Raw genomic sequence first — 19714 nt, 5'->3', positions numbered from 1 at the left:
TCAGCGCGGCTTCGTGGCCGAGAGGTAGGTCGTCGAGACGTAGCCCGTGCGGCTGCCCACGGTCACCTTGAGCCAGCCCTTCGACGCGGTGCCCGCATGCGTGACCGCGGTGCCGCGGGACAGCTTGGCCACCACCTTGGCCGACGTCGACGGCGTCGCCCTGAGGTTGAGCACCGACGCCGTGACGTACGACGTCTTGGCCTTCGCGGGCGCGGGGGCCGGGGCCGGCTTCGCCGGGGCGGACGGCGCGCGCGTCGACGTGTACTGGGCGGAGACCCACCCCGCCCGACCGTTCGCGGTGACCTTGAGCCAGCCTCCCGAGGTGGACGTGACGGAGAGCTTCGTCCCCTTCGGGAGCCGGGCGAGCACGGCCGAGGACGTCGTCGCCGACGCCCGGAGGTTGAGCGAGGCGGCGGTGACGTACCGCGTGGAGACGGGCCGGGAGACGGGAGCCGTGCTGACGGGCGGGGGCTTGGTCGGGCCGACGTACGCCGCCGAGACCCACCCCGTGAGCCGACCGTACGTCACCTTGCGCCACGTCCCGCTGCCGTCGCCGGGCTTGCCCACGACCGCCGCGCCTCGGGGGACGAGCGTGAGCACCGCGGTGTTCGTGCCCGCGCCCTTGCGGAGGTTGACGGCCGTGTTCGCGTAGTACGTGCACGACTTCGCGGACGGCCGGGCCGCGACGCGGGTCGCGCTGCGACCGAGGTCGACGCCCTTGCCCTTCAGGTAGGCGAGCGGGTCGGTGTGCGACGCACCGGACCCGTAGGTGCCGTTCCAGACCTCCAGGTGCAGGTGCGGGGCGGTCGACGTCCCCGTCGAGCCGACGTCCGCGATGCGCTGCCCCGCCTTGACCTTCTGCCCGACCTTGACGTACTTGTCGCCGTCGATGACGTGCCCGTAGACGCTCGAGACGGTCTTCCCGCCGACCGTGTGGCGGAGCACGACCCACTGGCCGAAGCCGCTGACGCTCCCGGCCCGGAGCACCACTCCGTCGGCGATCGCGTTGATCCGCGTGCCGGAGGCGGCGCTGAGGTCCTGGCCGAGGTGCCACGTCGAGGCGTTGGCGATGGGCATGCAGCGTGGTCCGTAGTAGGACGACACCGCGTAGGTCCGCGCGCCCAGCGGCGTGACGACCGTGCTCGCCGCCGCACTCGCCCCGGGTGCGACCAGCATCGTGCCGAGCCCCGTCGCGAGCGCCGTCGCCATCACCATGCCCACCGCGCCGGACCGGCGTCGCGGGTACCGCATCATGTTGTGCCCCCTGCAAAAGTTCGTGACATGCCCGGCGTGTCGGGTTGACACACCTCCAGCACGGTACGTCGAGATTCATGGGCGCGCACGCGCAGGTGTGAACGCTCACCCGCACGCAGCGGTTCAGGCGTAGCGTCGTGCCGTGGGAAGCGCGACGGCACGCAGACGGCACGGCCTCCTCGCGGCGACGTTGCCCGTCCTGGACCTCGCCGCAGCGTCGGTCGTCGCCGTGCGCGACGCCGCCGCCCGCGCCGGCGGGTTCGACGCCGGAGCGCCTCCCGACCCCGAGCGGGTCGCCGCGGCCTTCGCGAGCGACCGGCTGCTGCGCGTCGACGGAGCACCGGTGGACGGCTTCGCCCCCCTCTCCGGCTTCTTCCGGACCTCCGACGGCTGGGTCCGCACGCACGCGAACTACCCGCACCACCGCGCGCGGCTGCTCGCGCTCCTCGACCTCGCCGACGACCTCCGCAGCACCCCGACCCGCGACGACGTCGCCGTCGCCCTCGCCGCGCGCTCGGCCCAGGACGTCGAGGACCGTGCGGCCGACGTCGGCGCGATCGCCGTGCGCGTGCGGTCGGAGGACGAGTGGCGCGCGTCCGCGCCCGGCCGCGCCGCGGCGTCGGACCCTCCCGTGCGGCGCTCGGCGCGCGACGACGCCGCTCCCCCACGCCCGCTCGCGCGCGGGCCGCGCCCGCTCGCGGGACTCCGGGTGCTCGACCTGACGCGCGTCATCGCGGGTCCGGTCGCGACGCGCACGCTCGCCCTGCTCGGCGCGGACGTCCTGCGGGTCGACCCACCGGGGCTCCCGGAGATCGAGGTCCAGCACCTCGACACCGGGCAGGGGAAGCGGTCGACGCTGCTCGACCTCGCGACGCACCACGGCCTCACCCGCGCCCAGGAGCTGCTCGACCGCGCCGACGTGCTGGTGACCGGGTACCGCCCGGGGGCGGTCGAGGCGTTCGGGCTGCGGCTCCCGCCGGGTGCGGTGCACGCGCGCGTCACGGCGTGGGGCGACGACGGCCCGTGGGCCGGGCGGCGCGGCTTCGACTCGATCGTCCAGGCGGTGAGCGGGATCGCCCTCGTGGAAGGGGCACGGGACGGGGCCGCTCCCGAGGACGCGATCCCCGGAGCCCTGCCCGCCCAGGCGCTCGACCACGCGACGGGCTACCTCCTCGCGGCCGCCGTCGTGGACGCCCTCGCCGATCGCGCGGCCGACGGCCGGGGCCGCGAGATCGACGGCGCGCTCGCCCGGACCGGGCACACCCTGCTCGCGACTCCCGGCCGCGACCCCGCGCACGACGCACCGCGCACGCCGGGCCCGCGCTGCGTCGTCGAGCACCCGGCGCGCCTGGACGGCCGCGAGGTCGTGGCGACGACGACCCGCCCCGCGCTCGACCGCCTCGGCGACGCCCGGGTCGACGACTATCCCGCGCCCGCCCGTCCGTGGGGGGCCGACGAGCCGCGGTGGACGGCGTGAGCGTCGAGCCCGAGGTCGCGGTCCACCTGCGGCGGGCGCGCGACCACATGGACGCGCACTTCACCGAGCCGCTCACCCTCGCCGGGGTCGCCGCGGTCGCGGGCTACTCGCCGTTCCACTTCGCGCGCGCGTTCGCCGCCACGTTCGGCACGAGCCCCATGGCCTACCTCGCCACGCGCCGCGTCGAGCGGGCGAAGACCCTGCTGCGCACGGCGAACCTCACCGTGACGGAGGTGTGCCATGCCGTCGGCTTCGCGAGCCTCGGGACGTTCTCGACGCGTTTCCGCGCGATCGTCGGCGTCACGCCGACCACCTACCGGGACGAGCACCTCCGCGCGGGCGGACCGCCCGTGCCCGGGTGCTTCGCGCTCGCGTGGGGACAGCCGCAGCCAGACGCCATGCCCGGGACAGCACGATCGGAGAAGCGGGGTCACGGCGGCGCGCCGTAGCGTCGAGAACGACGGCCGCGCCGGTCGTCGCCCCGCGCCGGGAGACGGCGCCCGAGAGGAGACGTCGTGCTCACGCTGTCCCACACCACCGTGTTCGTGCTCGACCAGGACTCCGCCAAGGAGTTCTACACGTCCGTGCTCGGGTTCGAGCTGCGCGACGACTTCGCGATGGGCGCGGAGTTCGAGGGCGGCGGCGCGGGCTTCCGGTGGCTCACCGTGGGACCGCAGGGCGACCCGACGCGCACGATCATCCTGGCCGACTGCGCGATGGGCCGGGACCCGGAGTCGGCCGCGCAGCTCCGGTCGCTCGTCGCCAAGGGGTCCATGGGTGCCGGGGTCCTGCAGACCGACGACTGCGAGGCCACCTACCGCGACCTGGTCGCGAAGGGCGTGACGTTCCGCCAGCCGCCCGCGCACCGCCCGTACGGCGTCGAGGCCGTCTTCGTCGACGACTCGGGAAACTGGTTCAGCCTCACCGAGCCGAAGGTCGCCGCGGCGCCGTGAGCCGTGGCCGCCGCGCGGGCGTCAGCTGTGGTCGAGGCGACGCAGGATCGCGCCCTCGCGCAGCGCCCACGGGCAGATCTCGACCTCGTCGACGCCGAGCGCGCGCATCGTCTCGACCGCGACGACGCCGCCCGCGACGATCTGGAACGTGCGCTCCGGGGTGATGCCCGGCAGCGCGGTGCGGCCCTCGGCCGTGATGCGCGCGAGGCGCGGCACCCAGTCGGCGAGCTGCGAGCGCCGCATGCGCCACCGGTCGTCCGGGCCGACGGCCTCGGTCTGCATGCCCGCGAGCCGCGCGAGCGAGCGGAAGGTCTTGGACGTCGCGACGACGTGGTCGGGCGCGGGGAGCGCCCGGAAGGCCTCGACCGTGGGGGCGAGCGTCGCGCGCACGTGCTCGCGGAGCGCCTCGACGTGCTCGGGCGCGGGCGGGTCGTCGGGCAGGAACGCCATGGTCATGCGCCCGGCACCGAGCGGGAGGGACGCGGCGAGGTCGGGCTCCTCGTCGACCCCCGACGCGATCTCGAGCGAGCCGCCCCCGATGTCGAGGACGAGCAGGCGTCCCGCTGCCCAGCCGTGCCACCGCCGCGCGGCGAGGAACGTCAGGCGCGACTCGTCCTCGCCGGACAGCACGCGCACCGGCTGGCCCACGCGCTCCCCGATCGCGGCGAGCACCTCAGGTCCGTTGGTCGCGTCGCGCAGCGCCGACGTCGCCATGGGCAGCATCTCGTCGACCGCGGACTCGCGCGCGAGCGCCATCGCGTCGTCGACCGCGGCGAGCATCGCCGCGACGCCCTCGGGCGAGAGCGACCCGTCCGGCCGGAGGTAGCGCATGATCCGCACGACCGTGCGCGCCCCCGCCGCCTGCACGGGGCGCGCGGCGTACGCGGCGTCCACGACGGCGAGGTGCACGGTGTTCGAGCCGATGTCGAGGACGCCCAGTCGCGTGGTGGTGCTCACGCGGCGAGCCTAGCGGCGCGGCGAGGGCCGCCGTCGGGCGGGTTGCCCGACGACGGCCCTCGTCCGGTGCGCGGCGCGCACCCGTGGTGACTGCTCGGTCAGTCGCAGGCCAGCGCGTCGTACGCCGCGTCGACCGTCGACGTCGTACCGTCCGCGGCGACGACCGTGACGGTCGCCGTGCCCGCCTCGACGGACGTGGCGCGCGTCGTGAACGACTGGTAGGCGTTCTTGCCCGGCTGCACGTGCCGGACCGTCCGCTCGCCGAACGGCGTCGTGAGCGTCACGTCCACGGGCCCGTCGGCCGTGCTGGTCGCGCGGACCGCGACGAACGCCCGGCCGCCGAGGCAACGCGCGCTCGCCTCGACCTCGACCGGCGCGGGCGGGGCGACGGCGGAGACCGACGGGATGCGGTCGGCCGCCCCGGTGCCCCACGTGAGGCCAGCGCTCGTGTCGGACAGGTCGAAGTCGAGCGTGCCGCCGTCCTGGAGCGCCGCGACGTCGAGCCACGCGGCGGTGTGCGCGACGCCGTCGACCTCGAGACCGGCGACGTAGCTCGGGAGCTTCTCGTTCGCTCCCGCGGCGTCGATGCGCAGGGTCGCGCCGGCGTCGGTCGTGAGCGTCGCGGCCTGCACCTTGGGGGCGTTGAGCGCGAGGATCCCGGAGCCCGGCATGACGGGCTCGAACCCGAGCGACGCCATGACGTACCAGGCGGCGAGCGTGCCGAGGTCGTCGTTCCCGACGCCGCCGCCCGGGGTGTCCGGGAACCGGTTGAGGTTCGCGGCGAGCACGTCGTTCGTCTTCCAGGGCTGGCCCACGTACCCGTAGAGCCACGCGTTCATGATGGTCGGCTCGTTGCCGGGGTTGTAGCGGATCGTCGTGTAGTACGAGCTGCCGCCCTTGGCCCACGTGCTCGGCGAGACGCCGGGGTTCGCGGCGAGCGCCGGCTGGTCGAAGTAGTAGTCGAGACGCTCGACGAAGCCGTCCTCGCCGCCCATGACCTCCTGGAGGCCGGTGACGTCCTGCGGCACCATCCACTGGTACTGCCACGGCACGCCCTCGTGGAAGCCCGAGCGCGTGACGTCGGTCAGCTCGGGCAGCGTGACGAACTCGCCCGTGGGGCGCTTCGCGTTGACCATGCCCTGGAAGCCGCCGGAGAGCTCGACGTCCGGGTTCCACAGGTTGCGCCAGTTGCGACCCTTGTCGAGGAACGCCTGGCCGCCCTCGCGGCCGGTGCGCTCCGCCGCGGCACCGAGGCTCGCGTCGGCGAGCGCGAGCTCGAGCGTGGCCGAGCCGCCGTGGCGGTACTCCTCGAACTGGCCGCCGAGGCCGCCCTCGTTCTCCGGGTAGAACGGCACGTGGCCGTGCTCGGCGTAGAACTCGGTGCTGCGCCGGCCGACCGACGCGACGTCCGCCGGGGGCGTCGTCGTCGCGTTCTCCACGAGGTAGTCCCACAGCTCGTCGGCGATGTCGACGGGGACGGTGCCGAGCGCGAAGTTCTCCGCGAGCCACGGCGTGACGGGGTCACCCGCCATGATGTTGGTCTCCAGCGCGCCGAGCGACCAGCGCGGGAGCCAGCCGCCCTCGACCCGGTGCTGGTACATCGAGCGCACGATGTCCTGGGCGCGCTCCGGCAGCAGGAGCGCGTGCAGCGTCGCCTGCGTGCGGTACGTGTCCCAGAGCGAGAAGTTCTGGTAGTAGTCCCAGCCGTCGGCCTGGTGGACCTCGAGGTCCATGCCGCGGTACCGGCCGTCGACGTCGCTGCCGATCGTCGGGGACAGGAGGGTCTTGTAGAGCTGGGTGTAGAACACGCGGCGCTGGTCGGGCGACGCGTCGATCGCGGCGCGCCCGAGCTCGGCGTTCCACGCGTCGCGGGCCTCCTCGCGCACGGTGTCGAACGCGACCTGGCCGCCCTCGTCCGTGGCCTCCGCCTCGCGGTTGGCGCGCGCGCCGTCGACGCTCACGAACGACACGCCCACGCTGACCTCGACGTCGCGGTCGGTCGTGGTGTCGAACACGGCGACGGCGCCGTTGTTGCCGCCCGCGACCTCGCTCGTCGTGGAGCCCGCGACGTAGCGCGCGTCGGTCCCCCACGTGCCGCTCGACGCGACCGGGCGGTCGAACGTCGCGCTGAAGAAGTACCGCTGCTTGTCCGGCGTGCCGCCGCAGAAGCCGCCGTTGTCGACCCAGCCCTCGAGCGTGCGGTCGTCGACCCACGTCACCGAGCTCGCGCCCGCGTCACGCAGGGTCTGGCCCACGTTGAACGACAGGTGCGACGTCGTCGAGGCGGGGAACGTGTAGCGGTGCGCGCCGACGCGCGTGGTCGCGGTGAGCTCGGCGTGCACGTCGTTCGCGAGCGTCACCTCGTAGAAGCCGGCCGACGCGTGCTCGGTGCTCTTCTGGTCCTTGATGGCGATGAAGGAGCGTGACGTGCGCGGCGTCGCGCTCGTGTCCGGCGTGACGAGCAGCTCGCCCGCCGCGGGGCAGCCCGCGCTGTTCACGTGCCGGTGGCTGAAGCCCCACACGCGCCCGGCGTTCGTGCTGTACGACGTCGAGGCGTAGGAGTTCGTGTTGTCGGGGCTGAGCTGGACCATGCCGAACGGCACGGTCGCGCCCGGGTAGGCGTTGCCCTCGCTCTCGGTGCCGACGAACGGGTTGACCTCGAGCGTGAGGTCGTCGCCTGCTGCCGCGGTGACGGTGCCCTCGGCGCCGGGGGCGGCGCCCGCGGCGGCGGGCAGCAGCGTGCCCGGCGCGACGGCGAGCGCGAGCCCGGCGGCGAGCAGGGCGAGTCGTGGTCGTCTCATGCCATGTCCTCTTCGACGTGCGACCGGGCGTCGTCGCCCGGGGCGCCCCGGGGCCGTCGGTCAGGTGCCGCCCGTGACCGCTCGTGGCGGGGGCGACGGTGCTCCTGGTCGACGACGGGCGTCCGGCGGCCACTCTCTCCCGGCCATGACTGCGCTGTCAATTGCATGCCCGAACGAACGGGTCGGTCGTGCGTGCCGAGGTCCGAGCGCCGGAGCGGGGTGGTTCCTCAGCGTGCGCTGGGGGTGGAGAGCGCCTCCGGGCTCGCCGGCCGCGCCGTTCCCGCCGCCTCGTCGGCGAGCGCCTGCGCGTCCGCGACGACGGCACGCTCCTCCGCCTGCGCCGCCGCGACGGCCTCGGCGCGGGCCTCGACGATCGCGCGGTGCAGGTCCGCGTGGACACGACGACGCACGTCGCGGGCGATCTCGTCGGCCTCGTCCGGCTCGACCGGGTCACCGTCCGCCTCGCGCAGCGCGACGACGTCGGCCACCTCGAGCGCGATGCGCCGCTCCGCGTCGGCGAGCAGCGCGACGACCGCGGTGTCCGCCGCGCGGCCGAGCCGCGTCTCCTCGAACGCGCGCGTCGCCTCGTCCACGATCGCGCGCGCCTGCACGACGAGCTCCGACGCGATCGACGGCGAGTGCGCGGCGAGCGTCGCGAGGTCGTAGAGCAGCACGCCCTCGACGTCCGCGACGCGCGGGTCGACGTCGCGGTGCAGCGCGAGGTCGAGCACGACGGTCGGACGGGCCGCGGGCTCGTCCCCGGCGCGGACCGCGGCGCGCTCGCGCGCCCGGACCACGGCGGCGGCGTCGAGCACGTGCTCGATGGCCTGCTCGCGGCGGTCGGCACCCCCTCCCGGGCGCGCGGCGTCCGCCGCGAGCGCCCGCCCGCGCGCGCCCGAGCACGACACGACGAGGTCGGCGTCCTCGAGCGCGGTGACGAGGTCGGCCACGGCCTCGACGCCGCGCGCGGCGGCGAACTCCTCGGCCCGGCCGGACTGCGAGTAGACGCGCACGTCGTCGCACCCGAGCGCGCGCAGCGCCGCGAGGCTCGCGCCCGCGTACGACCCCGTCCCGATGAGGACGACCCGCGCCTGGTGCCACGGCGGCAGCTCGGCCGCCGCGAGGTCGAGGCCCAGCGCGACGACGGAGCGGCCCGCGCCGCCGAGCGTCGTCTGCGTGCTGACCCTCTTGGACGTGCGCGACGCCGTCTGGAACAGGAGCTCGAGCGTCGAGGACGTCACGCCGTCGGCGTGCGCGGTCTCCAGGGCGCGCTTCACCTGGCCGGCGATCTCGCGCTCGCCCACGACCATGGAGTCCAGGCCCGACGCGACGGCGAACAGGTGCTCGGCGACCTCGGTCCCGGCGCGCGCGCGGAACGAGGCGAGCGCCTCGGCCGGGGCGACGCCCGACGCGTCGGCAACCATGCGCGCGACGTGCTCGGTCGCGTGCTGCACGCCCGTCCCGTCGAGCGGCGCGTCCACGTCGAGGTACAGCTCGAACCGGTTGCACGTCGCGAGGACGACGGCACCGGTGATCACGTCGCACGCCGCGACCGCGGAGCCGCCGATCGAGTGGGCCCCGGTGGAGAGTCGCTCCAGGGCGTCGAGGTCGAGCTCGTGGTGGCTGGCCGTGAGGGAGAGAAGAGCCACAGTGCCTCCGATTTAATCATTCCACCGGGAGGGAGGCAGAATCGGTAGCTGTGATTCCTGTCGCCCTTTCCCCGGGCCATCCCCTGACCGACGGCCGCACGGACCGTTCGCCGCTCGTGCAGGCACTGCGCGCGGGCACGACGGGAAACCGCCCGGAAATCACACCCGTGTGGTTCATGCGCCAGGCCGGCCGCTCGCTGCCCGAGTACCGCGCGGCACGCGAGGGCGTGAGCATGCTCGACTCGTGCCTGCGCCCCGACCTCGCGTCGGAGATCACGCTCCAGCCGGTGCGCCGCCACGGCGTGGACGCGGGGATCTTCTTCTCCGACATCGTCGTGCCGCTGCGGCTCGCGGGCGTCGAGGTCGACATCGCGCCGGGCGTCGGCCCGGTCATGGGCCAGGCGTACCGGACGCCCGACGACGTCGCGCGCCTGGTGGAGACCGAGCTCACCGAGGAGTCGCTCGCCCCGATCCGGGAGGCCGTCGCGCTGACCGTCGACGTGCTCGGCACGACGCCGCTCATCGGGTTCGCGGGCGCACCGTTCACGCTCGCGGCCTACCTCGTCGAGGGGCGGCCGTCGCGCGACCACCTCGCGGCCCGCGCACTGCTGCGCGGCGACCCGGAGACGTGGCAGCGCCTCGTCGACTGGGCCGCCGACCTCACCGGCACGTTCCTGCGCACCCAGGTCCAGGCGGGCGCGAGCGCCGCCCAGCTCTTCGACTCCTGGGCGGGCTCGCTCTCCCTCGCGGACTACGCGACGGGCGCCGCCCCGGCGAGCACGCGCGCGCTGACGCACGTCGCCGACCTCGACGTGCCGGTCGTGCACTTCGGCACCGGCACGGGCCACCTGCTGCCCGCGATGCGCGACGCCGTCACCGCGGCCGGGGTGCGCGACGTCGCCGTGGGCGTCGACTACCGCACGCCGCTCGACGACGCCGCCCGGCTCCTCGCCGACGGGCACGCCCCCGTGCCTGTGCAGGGCAACATCGACCCCGCGCTGCTCGCCGCGCCGTGGGACGTGCTCGAGACGCACGTGCGCGACGTCGTGCGGCGCGGGCGCACCGCGCCCGGGCACGTGGTGAACCTCGGCCACGGCGTCCCTCCGGACACCGACCCGGACGTCCTGACGCGGGTCGTCAGCCTGGTCCACGCGCTCGGCGCAGACTGGACGGGACACCACGACGCGCACGAGGAGGCGACCCGACGGTGAGCACCGTGCCGACGACGTCCCGCACCTCCCCCGGGACCGTCCCCGAGGAGGTGGACGCGGTCGTCGTCGGCGCGGGGGTCGCGGGGCTCACCGCGGCCCGGACCCTGCGCGAGCACGGGCTGCGCGTCGCCGTGCTCGAGGCCGCCGACGTCCCCGGCGGTCCCGTCCGCGGCGGCGACCTGCCCGGCCTCGACGGTGTCCGCGTCGACCTGGGAGCCGAGTCCTTCGCGGCCAGGGGCGCCGCCGTCGGAGACCTCGTCGCCGCGCTCGGCCTCGACGTCGTCGAGCCGTCGGGAGCGGGCGCCTGGGGCTACGCCGCCGGCCGCGCCTACCCGCTGCCCCGCGCGGGCGTGCTCGGCATCCCGGCCCACCCGTGGTCCGCCGACGTGCGCCGCGCGGTCGGCGTCGGAGGGGCGCTGCGCGCGAGCCTCGACCGCGTCCTGCCCCGCCGCTTCACGGACCTGCGCACGCTCGAGACGTTCGCACGCTCGCGCATGGGCGCACGCGTCACGGAGCGCCTCGTCGCGCCCGTCGCGGCCGGGGTGCACTCGGCCCCGCTCGACCGGCTGGACGTCGCCGCGGTCGCGCCGGGGCTGCGCGAGGCGTTCGAGCGCGAGGGGTCGCTGGCGCGTGCCGTCGCGTCGCTGCGCGCGCTCGCGCCCGCGGGCTCGGCCGTGCGCGGCATCGACGGCGGCATGCACCGGCTCGTGGAGGAGCTCGCGGCGGACGCCGACGTGCGGCTGCGCCACGAGGTCACGGAGATCGCCCGCAGGGACCCGGGTCGCGGACCTTCGGGCGGCGAGGCACCTTCCGGCTCCTGGTTCGTCCGCGCGCAGACGCCCGACGGGCCGCTCGCGCTCGCCGCGCCCCGGCTCGTCGTGACGACCCCGGCGCTCGTCGACGTGCTCGGCCCGCTCGTCGGCACCGCGGCGGACCTGCTGCCCGACCCGGAGCCCGGCGCGGACGTCCGCCTCGTCACGCTCCTGCTCCGTGCGCCCGAGCTCGACGACGCGCCGCGCGGGACCGGCCTGCTGGTCGCCCCGCCGCACCGGGACGCGGGCCGCGCGGCACCGCCGTCGGACGTCGAGGCCAAGGCGCTGACCCACTCGACCGCCAAGTGGCCGTGGCTGCGCGACCGCGTGCGCGGCGCCGTCGGCCCGGGCCACCACGTGGTGCGGCTCAGCTACGGGCGCATCGGCGCGACGACGGAGCCCGACCTCGACCGCGTCGTCGCCGACGCGTCCCGCCTGTTCGGCGTGGACCTGCACGGGCGCGTCCTCGGGCACGTCGTGACGCGCTGGAACGGCGCACTGCCCCCGCCGACCCCCGCGTTCCGGCGCGAGGTCGCGGCGTTCGTCGCGCGCGTCGACGCCGTCCCCGGGCTCGCGGTGACGGGGGGCTGGATCGCCGGCACGGGCCTCGCGGCGATCGTCGGGCACGCCCAGGAATGTGCGCGCGGCCTCGCCGTCAAGGAATAAGGCAATCCTTACCGGAATCCCGAGAAAGGGGTTTGGCAATTCCTCAGGAATTGTCCTGACACATTGTCCGAAAGTTGCTGACCGGGCGTCAGGACCACGTCACTCCCGGGGGTATTTCCCCCGCCGTGACGTGCGCATTTCCGTGCACCGCCGAAGTGGGGAGAGACTGGGACCGTGAGCCCTGCAGGTACCCCTCCCCTCCGCGTGGGCACGCGCGGCAGCGCCCTCGCGACCACCCAGACCGGCCACGTCGCCCGACGCCTCGAGGAGCTGACCGGCCGGGACGTCGAGATCGTGCGCATCCGCACCGACGGCGACGTCCTCACCGGGTCGCTCGCCCAGATGGGCGGCACCGGCGTGTTCGTCACCGCGCTGCGCGAGGCGCTGCTCGACGGCCGTTGCGACGTCGCGGTCCACTCGCTCAAGGACCTGCCGACGGAGCCCGCCCCCGGTCTGACCGTGGTGACGCCGGAGCGCGAGAACCCCCGCGACGTGCTGTGCGCGCGCGGCGGCCTCACCATCGCGACGCTCCCGCGCGGGGCCCGCGTCGGCACCGGCTCGCCGCGCCGAGCCGCGCAGCTCCGCTCCGTGCGGCCCGACCTCGACGTCGTGGACATCCGCGGCAACGTCGACACCCGCCTGGCGCGCGCGCTCGGCCCGGACGCCGACCTCGACGCCGTCGTGCTCGCGTACGCGGGACTCGCGCGGCTCGGCCGGCTCGACGCGGTGTCCGAGGTCGTCGACACCGCGATCATGGCGCCCGCCGCCGGGCAGGGCGCGCTCGCGGTGGAGGTCCGTACGTCGTCGCTCGACGACCCCGTGCTCGCGCGCGCCCTGCACGACCTCGACCACGAGCCGACGCGTCTCGCCGTGCTCGCCGAGCGGTCGCTCCTCGCGCGCCTCGAGGCCGGCTGCGCCGCACCGGTCGGCGCGCACGCCCTGGTCGAGGACGGCGAGGTCGTCCTGACGGCCGTCGTCGCCCGGGTCGACGGCGTCGAGCAGCTCACGCACTCCGGCCGCACGACGGTCCCGGTCGGCGCGTCGTCCCAGGACGTGCGGGACGACGCTGCCCGCGCCCTCGGTGTGCGCGTCGCCGACGCGCTCCTCGCCGACGGCGCCGCGCGCCTCGCCCCGCTCCGCGAGACCGGGGCCGGGGCCGGGTCGGCCGGGTCGGCGACGGGAACCGCCCCGGCCGCCGACGCCGCCCCGTCGCCGGACCGCGCCGTCGAGACCGCACGCGAGCAGCTCCGCGACGGCGGCTACCGCGGCGAGGCGGAATGACGCCCGGCCCCCTGCGCGACCCGTCGCGCGGCCCCGCGCCCGTCGTGCCGCCCCCGCCCGCGCGGACGAGCCCGCGCGGTGACGCCGAGGCCGCCGACCCGGCGTCGAGCACGCACGCCGCGCGCACACCGCTCGCCGGCCGCACGGTCCTCGTCCCGCGCGCGCCCGAGCGCGCCGCCGGGCTCGCGGCGACGCTCCGCGACGCCGGCGCGCGCGTCCTCGTCAGCCCCGCGATCGAACGCGCCCGGGTCGAGGACGCCGCCCCCGTGGACGGCGCCGTCGCCCGCCTCGCGCACGGCGACTTCGCCTGGGTCGTCGTGACGAGCGTCAACGCGATCGACGAGCTCGTCGCGAGCGCCGCCCGCCAGGGTGTCGACCTGGGCGACGCCGGCCGCCGGTCCCGCTGGGCCGCCGTCGGCCCCGCGACCCGTCGCGCCCTCGAGGCCGTCGGCATCCAGGTCGATCTCGAGCCGACCGAGAACTCGGCCCGCGGCCTCGTCACCGCCTTCGCGGCTCTCCCCCCGGCGGACCAGGGTTCTACCTCGGCGGGCCACGGCTCTACCTCGGCGGACCAGGGCTCTATCTCGCGAGGTAGAGGGCTGGCACTCCTGCCGCAGGGGGACCTCGCGGCGCCGACGATGCACGACGGCCTGCACGGCCTCGGGTACGTCCCGCACGTCGTCACCGTCTACCGCACCGTCACGCACGCCCTCGTGCCGGAGGTCGTCACGGCCTGGCGCGCGGGCGAGGTGGACGCCGTCGTGCTGACCTCGGGGAGCGTCGCGCGCGAGGTCGCACGACAGCTCGGCCCGCGCACCGACGTCGCGGGCGTCGCGATCGGCGACCCGACCGCGCGGGCGGCGCGCGCCGTCGGGCTGCGGCTCGACGCCGTGGCCGAGCGTCCGACCGACCCCGCGCTCGCGGCCGCGCTCACCACCGTCCTGTCGGGCGACCCGGCCGCACCCCAGGCTGCCGACCCGACCGACGCCGCCGACCCGACCGACGAAGGAGACCCCTCGTGACCCACCAGCTTCCCGTCGGCCACCACCGGCCGCGCCGCCTGCGCACGAGCCCCCGCGTGCGGCGGCTCGTCACGGAGACGCGCGTGCACGCGTCGGACCTGGTGCTGCCGCTGTTCGTCAAGGAGGGCCTGGACGCGCCGCGCCCGATCTCGTCGATGCCCGGCGTCGTGCAGCACACGGAGGCGACGCTCGCGGACGCCGTGCGCGAGGCGGCGCGCGCGGGCGTGGGCGGCGTCATGCTGTTCGGCATCCCCGCCGAGCGCGACGCGACCGGCACGCAGGCGGACGCCGCGGACGGCATCCTCCAGCGCGGCATCCGGGTCGCGGTCGAGGCGGCGCGCGAGCACGCCGGCGGCGGGCCGGTCGTCATGGCCGACACGTGCCTCGACGAGTTCACCGACCACGGGCACTGCGGCGTGCTGGCCGAGGGTCGCGACGGGGGCGTCGTCGTCGACAACGACGCGACGCTCGACCGCTACGCGTCGATGGCCGTGGCGCAGGCGCGCGCGGGCGCGGACGTCGTGGCGCCGTCGGGGATGATGGACGGCCAGGTCGGCGTGATCCGGGAGGCGCTGGACGCCGCGGGGTTCGACGACGTGGGCATCCTCGCCTACTCCGCGAAGTACGCGAGCGCGTTCTACGGGCCGTTCCGCGAGGCCGTGGACTCGGCGCTCCAGGGCGACCGCCGCACGTACCAGATGGACGCGGGCAACGCGCGCGAGGGCCTGCGCGAGGCCGACCTCGACCTCGCCGAGGGCGCGGACATGGTCATGGTGAAGCCCGCCGGGTCGTACCTGGACGTGCTCGCCGCGGTCGCGGAGATGTCGCCGGTGCCGGTCGCGGCGTACCAGGTGTCGGGCGAGTACGCGATGATCGAGGCCGCCGCGGCGAACGGCTGGATCGACCGGCGCGCCGCCGTCACGGAGTCGGTGCTCGGCATCAAGCGCGCCGGCGCGGACGTGATCCTCACCTACTGGGCGACGGAGCTCGCGGGCTGGCTGGACGAGAACGACGGAAGGACGCGGGCATGACGGACACCGGAGGCTTCGGGACGGCGGAGGCCGTGCAGGCGGAGAACGCGGCGCTGTTCGGCGCGCCGGGCGCGGGCGGGGCGGACAACCACGCCGCGTTCGTGCGCGCGCAGGGCGTGCTGCCGGGCGGCGTGAGCTCGCCGGTCCGCGCGTACGGGTCCGTGGGCGGCGACCCGCGGTTCCTGGCCTCGGCCCGCGGCCCGTACGTCACCGACGTCGCGGGGCGCGAGTACGTGGACCTCGTGTGCTCGTGGGGCCCGGCGCTGCTCGGCCACGCGCACCCGGACGTCGTACGGGCGGTCCAGGAGGCCGCCGCCCGCGGGCTGTCGTTCGGCGCGCCGACGCTCGGCGAGGTCGAGCTCGCGGAGGAGATCCGCCGCCGGGTCCCCGCTGCGGAGCGCGTGCGCCTCGTGTCCACGGGTACCGAGGCCACGATGACCGCGATCCGCCTCGCACGCGGCGTGACCGGGCGCGACGTCGTCGTGAAGTTCGCCGGCTGCTACCACGGGCACGTGGACGCGCTGCTCGCGGAGGCGGGGTCGGGCGTCGCGACGCTCGCCCTGCCCGGCTCGGCCGGGGTCACCGAGGCGACGGCGGCCGAGACGCTCGTGCTCCCGTACAACGACCTCGCGGCGGTCGAGGCGGCGTTCGCGGAGCGCGGGTCGGAGATCGCGGCCGTCATCACCGAGGCGTCGCCCGCCAACATGGGTGTCGTCCCGCCCGCGGAGGGCTTCAACGAGGGCCTGCGCCGCATCACGGCCGCGCACGGCGCGCTGCTGATCCTCGACGAGGTGCTCACGGGCTTCCGCGTCGGGCCGAGCGGGTGGTGGGGGCTCGAGAACGCCGTCCTGCGCGGCCAGGGCGCGGACGGCTACACGCCCGACCTGTTCACGTTCGGCAAGGTCGTGGGCGGCGGGATGCCCGTCGCAGCGGTCGGCGGTCCGGCGACCGTCATGGACCAGCTCGCGCCGCTCGGGCCCGTCTACCAGGCGGGCACGCTGTCCGGGAACCCGGTCGCGGTCGCGGCCGGCCTCGCCACGCTGCGCCTCGCCGACGACGCGGTCTACGCGCGTGTGGACGAGGTCGCGGGCGTGCTGTCGTCGGCCGTGGGCTCGGCGCTCGACGCCGCGGGCGTCCCGCACCGCGTGCAGCGGGCGGGCTCCCTGTTCTCCGTGTTCTTCGGCGAGCTCGCCGCGAGCGCCGGGGTGCGCGACTACGCGCAGGCCCAAGCGCAGGAGACGTTCCGGTACCGGGCGTTCTTCCACGCGATGCTCGACGCGGGCGTGAGCCTCCCGCCGTCGGTGTTCGAGGCGTGGTTCGTCTCCGCGGCCCACGACGACGCCGCGGTGGCCCGCATCCTCGACGCCTTCCCCGCGGCCGCCCGCGCTGCCGCGGAGGCGACCCCGGCCTGACCGTGCCGGGCGCCCGCCCGCCTGACCCGGAGGGCGCCGAGCACGACATGGGTGTCGTTATCCGGCGGATAACGACACCCATGTCGTGCTCGACTGCGGGGAATCGCGTGGTCGGCCGGGCTCGACCAGCGCGGGTGGTGCCGCGCGTCAGTACGTCGCGGCTTTGCCCGCCTGCCTGCCGAGCGAGCGGATCTGGACGCCGAACGCGATGAGCATGACGCCCCAGAGGATCGCGAAGATCGCGAGGATCCAGACGATCGACACGAGGCCGGCGTTGACGTTGAACAGCACGAGCAGACCGAAGACGAGGCCCAGGAGGCCGGCGAAGACGCCCCAGCCCCATCCGCTGCCGGGCACCTTGCGCAGGTCGAGGCTCGCGACGGTCTGGAACAGTCCGTAGACGACGGCCCAGAACCCGACGATCCACGTGAGCACGATCGCGGTCTTGCCCGGCCACACGAGCAGCACGATGCCGACAGCGAGGCTGAGGACGCCCATGGTCACGAGGAACGCGGTGCCGCTGCCCGTGCCGCGGCGCCGGATGCCCTCGATGATCTCGACGATGCCGTCGACCACCGCGAAGATGCCGATCACCCAGATGATCACGGCCGCGGTCTTGTCCGGCCACGCGAGCGCGATGATGCCGAAGAGGATGGCGAGCACCCCGCGGAGCACTGGCCAGTACCAGACCTGCTTCGCGGTGCTGGAGAAGGCGGTGAGGATCGGGTCCTGCGTCGTCATGGTCACTCCCCGTGCTAGGTGACGGGCCGGCTCACCGGCGGCCTGGGGCCTGTGTCGCCTCCCGCTTCGCCTCCATGGAACACCCAGAAATCCCGCGTGTCGCGGCGAAGCGCGCGTTTCGCCCGCTCGTGCCGAACGGTCACGCCCGCGCGGGCCGCGGCGCGAGGGCCGGCGCGGGTGCGCGCCGCCGTCGGCCCGACCAGACCACGAGGGCGGCCAGCGCCAGCACCGCCGTGAACGCGAGGACGGGACCGGCGAAGAACGGGCCGATCCGCTTGTCGGCCACGACCGCGAAGGTCGGCGCGTACGCGACGTCGGCCGCGGCCTGCTCGAAGACGAAGTCGGAGACGATCTCCGTCCCCGGGTCGGTGAAGACCTGCTCGTGCGACGTGACGAAGCTGCCGTCGGCGAGGAGCGCGGCGAGCTCGTCCGAGCTCACCGACGCCGGGTCGACGCGCCCCGCGAACCGGACCGTGGGCTCCTGCGCGGCGGCGGTCGCGTCCGTGCGGTCGACCCGGTGGTCGGCCAGCACGTACGTGCGCGTGCTCTGGGTGTCGTCGGCGACGGCGGACATGCGCATGGGGTAGACGAGCGAGCCGCTCGCGAACGAGACGCGCAGGGGCTGCAGCGTCCCGTCGAACGCGGCCGCCTCCTCCGGCGCGAGCCGGGCGGCGACGAACGACCAGCCCTCGCTCACGTACGGCGCCAGGGCGGTCTGGATCGACTCGGGGAGCTGGAACCCCCGCTCCGTGAGCCACGCCCCGAGCGCACCGGCGTCGGTCGCGCCGAGGGTCGTGACGTCGAGCGGGCCGAGCCGGACCTCGTCGAGCACCGCGACGCCCCCGGCGCCCGCCCCGTCGGCGCCCGCGGCGCCGAACCCCAGCTCGGGCCACCACCGGTGGTCGGAGACGACGGCGCGGGGCTGCGTGAGGTCGTCGAGCTCGCGGAAGACCTGCGGGTCGGCGAGCGCGACGTCGGCCGGAGCGGGGGTCGGCAGCAGCAGCCCGACCTCCGGCGCGTTCGACAGCGCGTCGAGCTCCAGCAGCATCGTCTCCGTCGTGCCGTCCCACTGGAGCACGGCCGTCTCCCGCGAGACCGACGTGTCGTACGCGGGTCCGTCGACGAGCCCGCCGCACGCGCACGCGACGGCGGGCGGTGCCGCGACCACCGCCCCGCCCGCCAGCGCGAGCGCGACGACCGTCGCGCGGACCGCCCGTCCTGCCCCGGTTCCCCTGCCCATGCTTGGGAGGCTAGGGGCGCGCCAGCGGCCTCGCGCGCCGAGTTCCGAATCGTGATGGGGCCGTGACAGCACCGTGACCGGGGCTGCTCCGACCGGGCCGCGGGCCGCCGTCGGGCAGGGCCGCGCAGCCCGTCAGGCGACGGCCGCGCTCACACCGAGGTGCACGACGACGCCGAGCACGACGGCCCAGGCCGTCACCGCGGCGACCCCCCACGCGAAGACGCGGGTGCGTGGCGCGCCGAACCCGACCATCGCTGCTGCGGTGACGTGGCTCGGCAGGAGGAGGGGCCCCAGGAGGCTCACGCCCGGCACGCCGTAGCGGTCGAACACCTGGCGCATCCGCTGTCGCTTGGGCGACTTCTCGGCCGCCCGCCCGCGCGTGACGCCCGAACGCGCGGCGCCGATGAGCCAGACGACGACCGCCAGGGCGATCGCGTTGCCCACGACGGCGGCGAGGATCGCGACGACGGGGTTGACCCCGGCCACGACCCCCAGGACCGCCGCCCCCTCGGCCTCGACGTACGGGATCGCGCCCGCGAGGAGGACTCCGACCCAGCGCAGCAGGGGCGGAAGGCCCTGGGTGAGCTCCTGGAGCCCGGTGACGATGTCGGTCATGGTGCGCCTCTCGTAGTGGGTGCCTCCAGCCTCCCGGCGGTGCGGGGCCGTCGACAGTGCGCCCGCTCACCGCGGGAGGTGGACCCGTCACCGCGCGGCCATGACACGTGTCACGACGCCGTCGTCGGGCGAGGACGAGACACTTACCCGAGGGGGGTATCCATCGGCTACCCTGGTGGGGTATAGGACGAGGATCGACCCGCGGTCGCGGCACCGCGCCTGGACGAGGAGGAGAGCATGACCGACACCACCGAGGCCCCGGCCGTCGAGCACGAGCACGCGGGCCACACCGGTCCGCACGGCTACGCGTCCGACAAGGAGGCGTACCTCAAGCGCATGCGCCGCGTCGAGGGCCAGGTGCGCGGGATCGCCCGCATGATCGACGAGGACGTCTACTGCATCGACATCCTCACGCAGGTCTCCGCCGTCACGAAGGCGCTCCAGGCCGTGAGCATCGGCCTCGTCGAGGACCACCTCGGCCACTGCGTCGTCGACGCGGCCCGCCAGTCCGAGCAGGAGGGCGCGGCCAAGGTCAAGGAGGCCGCCGACGCCATCGCCCGCCTCGTCCGCAGCTGACCCACCCCACCACCGA

At 75.5% G+C, this 19714-nt stretch carries 17 protein-coding genes; 10 read left to right on the top strand and 7 right to left on the bottom strand.

The genetic code is table 11. From position 1 onward, the window contains the following. Positions 1 to 1254 (bottom strand): SH3 domain-containing protein, encoded by a 1254-nt coding sequence (locus FB00_RS20960; protein WP_052877461.1) that lies wholly within the window; start codon positions 1252 to 1254, stop codon positions 1 to 3. 142 nt (positions 1255 to 1396) lie between these two features. On the opposite strand from FB00_RS20960, the gene FB00_RS05340 reads away from it, so the two are divergent. The 3 genes from FB00_RS05340 (at position 1397) to FB00_RS05330 (ending at position 3684) form a co-directional block, all read left to right on the top strand. Continuing rightward, positions 1397 to 2731 carry a CoA transferase gene (locus tag FB00_RS05340; protein WP_047231828.1) on the top strand — a complete coding sequence of 445 codons (1335 nt, stop codon included), beginning with the start codon at positions 1397 to 1399 and terminating at the stop codon, positions 2729 to 2731. After that, positions 2728 to 3180: a helix-turn-helix transcriptional regulator gene (locus tag FB00_RS05335; RefSeq protein WP_231581726.1), complete on the top strand. Its 453-nt coding sequence runs from the start codon at positions 2728 to 2730 to the stop codon at positions 3178 to 3180. Before FB00_RS05340 ends, FB00_RS05335 begins: the two co-directional genes overlap by 4 nt. 66 nt (positions 3181 to 3246) lie before the next feature. Continuing rightward, positions 3247 to 3684: a VOC family protein gene (locus FB00_RS05330; protein WP_047231827.1), complete on the top strand. Its 438-nt coding sequence runs from the start codon at positions 3247 to 3249 to the stop codon at positions 3682 to 3684. Between the two features lie 21 nt (positions 3685 to 3705). Here the strand turns inward: FB00_RS05330 and FB00_RS05325 are convergent, their stop codons facing one another. From FB00_RS05325 to FB00_RS05315, 3 genes are all read right to left on the bottom strand, one after another. Next, positions 3706 to 4641, bottom strand: coding sequence for a Ppx/GppA phosphatase family protein (locus tag FB00_RS05325; protein ID WP_047231826.1), 936 nt, complete (start codon positions 4639 to 4641; stop codon positions 3706 to 3708). 98 nt (positions 4642 to 4739) lie between these two features. After that, positions 4740 to 7442 (bottom strand): GH92 family glycosyl hydrolase, encoded by a 2703-nt coding sequence (locus tag FB00_RS05320; protein ID WP_052877460.1) that lies wholly within the window; start codon positions 7440 to 7442, stop codon positions 4740 to 4742. A 227-nt stretch (positions 7443 to 7669) separates the two neighbouring features. Continuing rightward, complete coding sequence (locus FB00_RS05315) at positions 7670 to 9091, bottom strand: glutamyl-tRNA reductase (RefSeq protein ID WP_047231825.1); 1422 nt, start codon at positions 9089 to 9091, stop codon at positions 7670 to 7672. A gap of 50 nt (positions 9092 to 9141) precedes the next feature. Here FB00_RS05315 and hemE point away from each other — a divergent pair, with 50 nt between their 5' ends. From hemE to hemL, 6 genes are all read left to right on the top strand, one after another. Next, positions 9142 to 10302, top strand: a complete 1161-nt coding sequence (hemE, locus tag FB00_RS05310; protein ID WP_047231824.1) for a uroporphyrinogen decarboxylase — start codon at positions 9142 to 9144, stop codon at positions 10300 to 10302. Continuing rightward, positions 10299 to 11780, top strand: coding sequence for a protoporphyrinogen/coproporphyrinogen oxidase (locus FB00_RS05305; RefSeq protein WP_231581725.1), 1482 nt, complete (start codon positions 10299 to 10301; stop codon positions 11778 to 11780). The genes hemE and FB00_RS05305 overlap by 4 nt, the downstream gene beginning before the upstream one ends. Positions 11781 to 11954: 174 nt before the next feature. After that, positions 11955 to 13061: a hydroxymethylbilane synthase gene (hemC, locus tag FB00_RS05300; protein WP_082141018.1), complete on the top strand. Its 1107-nt coding sequence runs from the start codon at positions 11955 to 11957 to the stop codon at positions 13059 to 13061. Further along, a complete protein-coding gene (locus tag FB00_RS05295; RefSeq protein WP_052877459.1) occupies positions 13058 to 14083 on the top strand; it encodes a uroporphyrinogen-III synthase in 1026 nt (341 codons plus the stop codon). The genes hemC and FB00_RS05295 overlap by 4 nt, the downstream gene beginning before the upstream one ends. Further along, positions 14080 to 15114 (top strand): porphobilinogen synthase, encoded by a 1035-nt coding sequence (gene hemB / locus FB00_RS05290; protein WP_047231823.1) that lies wholly within the window; start codon positions 14080 to 14082, stop codon positions 15112 to 15114. The genes FB00_RS05295 and hemB overlap by 4 nt, the downstream gene beginning before the upstream one ends. Next, positions 15111 to 16526, top strand: coding sequence for a glutamate-1-semialdehyde 2,1-aminomutase (gene hemL, locus FB00_RS05285; protein WP_082141017.1), 1416 nt, complete (start codon positions 15111 to 15113; stop codon positions 16524 to 16526). The genes hemB and hemL overlap by 4 nt, the downstream gene beginning before the upstream one ends. Positions 16527 to 16673: 147 nt before the next feature. On the opposite strand, the gene FB00_RS05280 is transcribed toward hemL, so the two are convergent. The 3 genes from FB00_RS05280 to FB00_RS05270 all read right to left on the bottom strand — a co-directional run bounded on the left by FB00_RS05280 (position 16674) and on the right by FB00_RS05270 (position 19122). Continuing rightward, positions 16674 to 17267, bottom strand: coding sequence for an HdeD family acid-resistance protein (locus tag FB00_RS05280; protein ID WP_047231987.1), 594 nt, complete (start codon positions 17265 to 17267; stop codon positions 16674 to 16676). Between the two features lie 139 nt (positions 17268 to 17406). Then, positions 17407 to 18507: a DUF2330 domain-containing protein gene (locus FB00_RS05275; protein WP_047231822.1), complete on the bottom strand. Its 1101-nt coding sequence runs from the start codon at positions 18505 to 18507 to the stop codon at positions 17407 to 17409. Positions 18508 to 18639: 132 nt separating this feature from the next. Beyond that, the gene (locus FB00_RS05270) at positions 18640 to 19122 is read right to left on the bottom strand and encodes a hypothetical protein (RefSeq protein ID WP_047231821.1); all 483 of its coding nucleotides are present in this window, start codon (positions 19120 to 19122) and stop codon (positions 18640 to 18642) included. Between the two features lie 237 nt (positions 19123 to 19359). Here FB00_RS05270 and FB00_RS05265 point away from each other — a divergent pair, with 237 nt between their 5' ends. Beyond that, complete coding sequence (locus FB00_RS05265) at positions 19360 to 19698, top strand: metal-sensitive transcriptional regulator (protein ID WP_047231820.1); 339 nt, start codon at positions 19360 to 19362, stop codon at positions 19696 to 19698. The last annotated feature ends 16 nt before the right edge of the window (positions 19699 to 19714 follow it).

Origin of the sequence: Cellulosimicrobium funkei (assembly GCF_001019615.1) — a bacterium.
Taxonomy (GTDB): Bacteria; Actinomycetota; Actinomycetes; order Actinomycetales; family Cellulomonadaceae; genus Cellulosimicrobium; species Cellulosimicrobium cellulans_E.
The sequence above is the reverse complement of the archived record's forward strand: the minus strand, read 5'-3'. Positions and strand labels throughout refer to the sequence as shown.

Excerpts from the sequence above, each read along its gene's own strand:
- FB00_RS20960 (WP_052877461.1), bottom strand. The coding sequence starts at position 1,254 with ATGATGCGGTACCCGCGACGCCGGTCCGGCGCGGTGGGCATGGTGATG.
- FB00_RS05320 (WP_052877460.1), bottom strand. The coding sequence starts at position 7,442 with ATGAGACGACCACGACTCGCCCTGCTCGCCGCCGGGCTCGCGCTCGCC.
- FB00_RS05295 (WP_052877459.1), top strand. The coding sequence starts at position 13,058 with ATGACGCCCGGCCCCCTGCGCGACCCGTCGCGCGGCCCCGCGCCCGTC.
- hemL (WP_082141017.1), top strand. The coding sequence starts at position 15,111 with ATGACGGACACCGGAGGCTTCGGGACGGCGGAGGCCGTGCAGGCGGAG.
- FB00_RS05280 (WP_047231987.1), bottom strand. The coding sequence starts at position 17,267 with ATGACGACGCAGGACCCGATCCTCACCGCCTTCTCCAGCACCGCGAAG.
- FB00_RS05275 (WP_047231822.1), bottom strand. The coding sequence starts at position 18,507 with ATGGGCAGGGGAACCGGGGCAGGACGGGCGGTCCGCGCGACGGTCGTC.
- FB00_RS05270 (WP_047231821.1), bottom strand. The coding sequence starts at position 19,122 with ATGACCGACATCGTCACCGGGCTCCAGGAGCTCACCCAGGGCCTTCCG.
- FB00_RS05265 (WP_047231820.1), top strand. The coding sequence starts at position 19,360 with ATGACCGACACCACCGAGGCCCCGGCCGTCGAGCACGAGCACGCGGGC.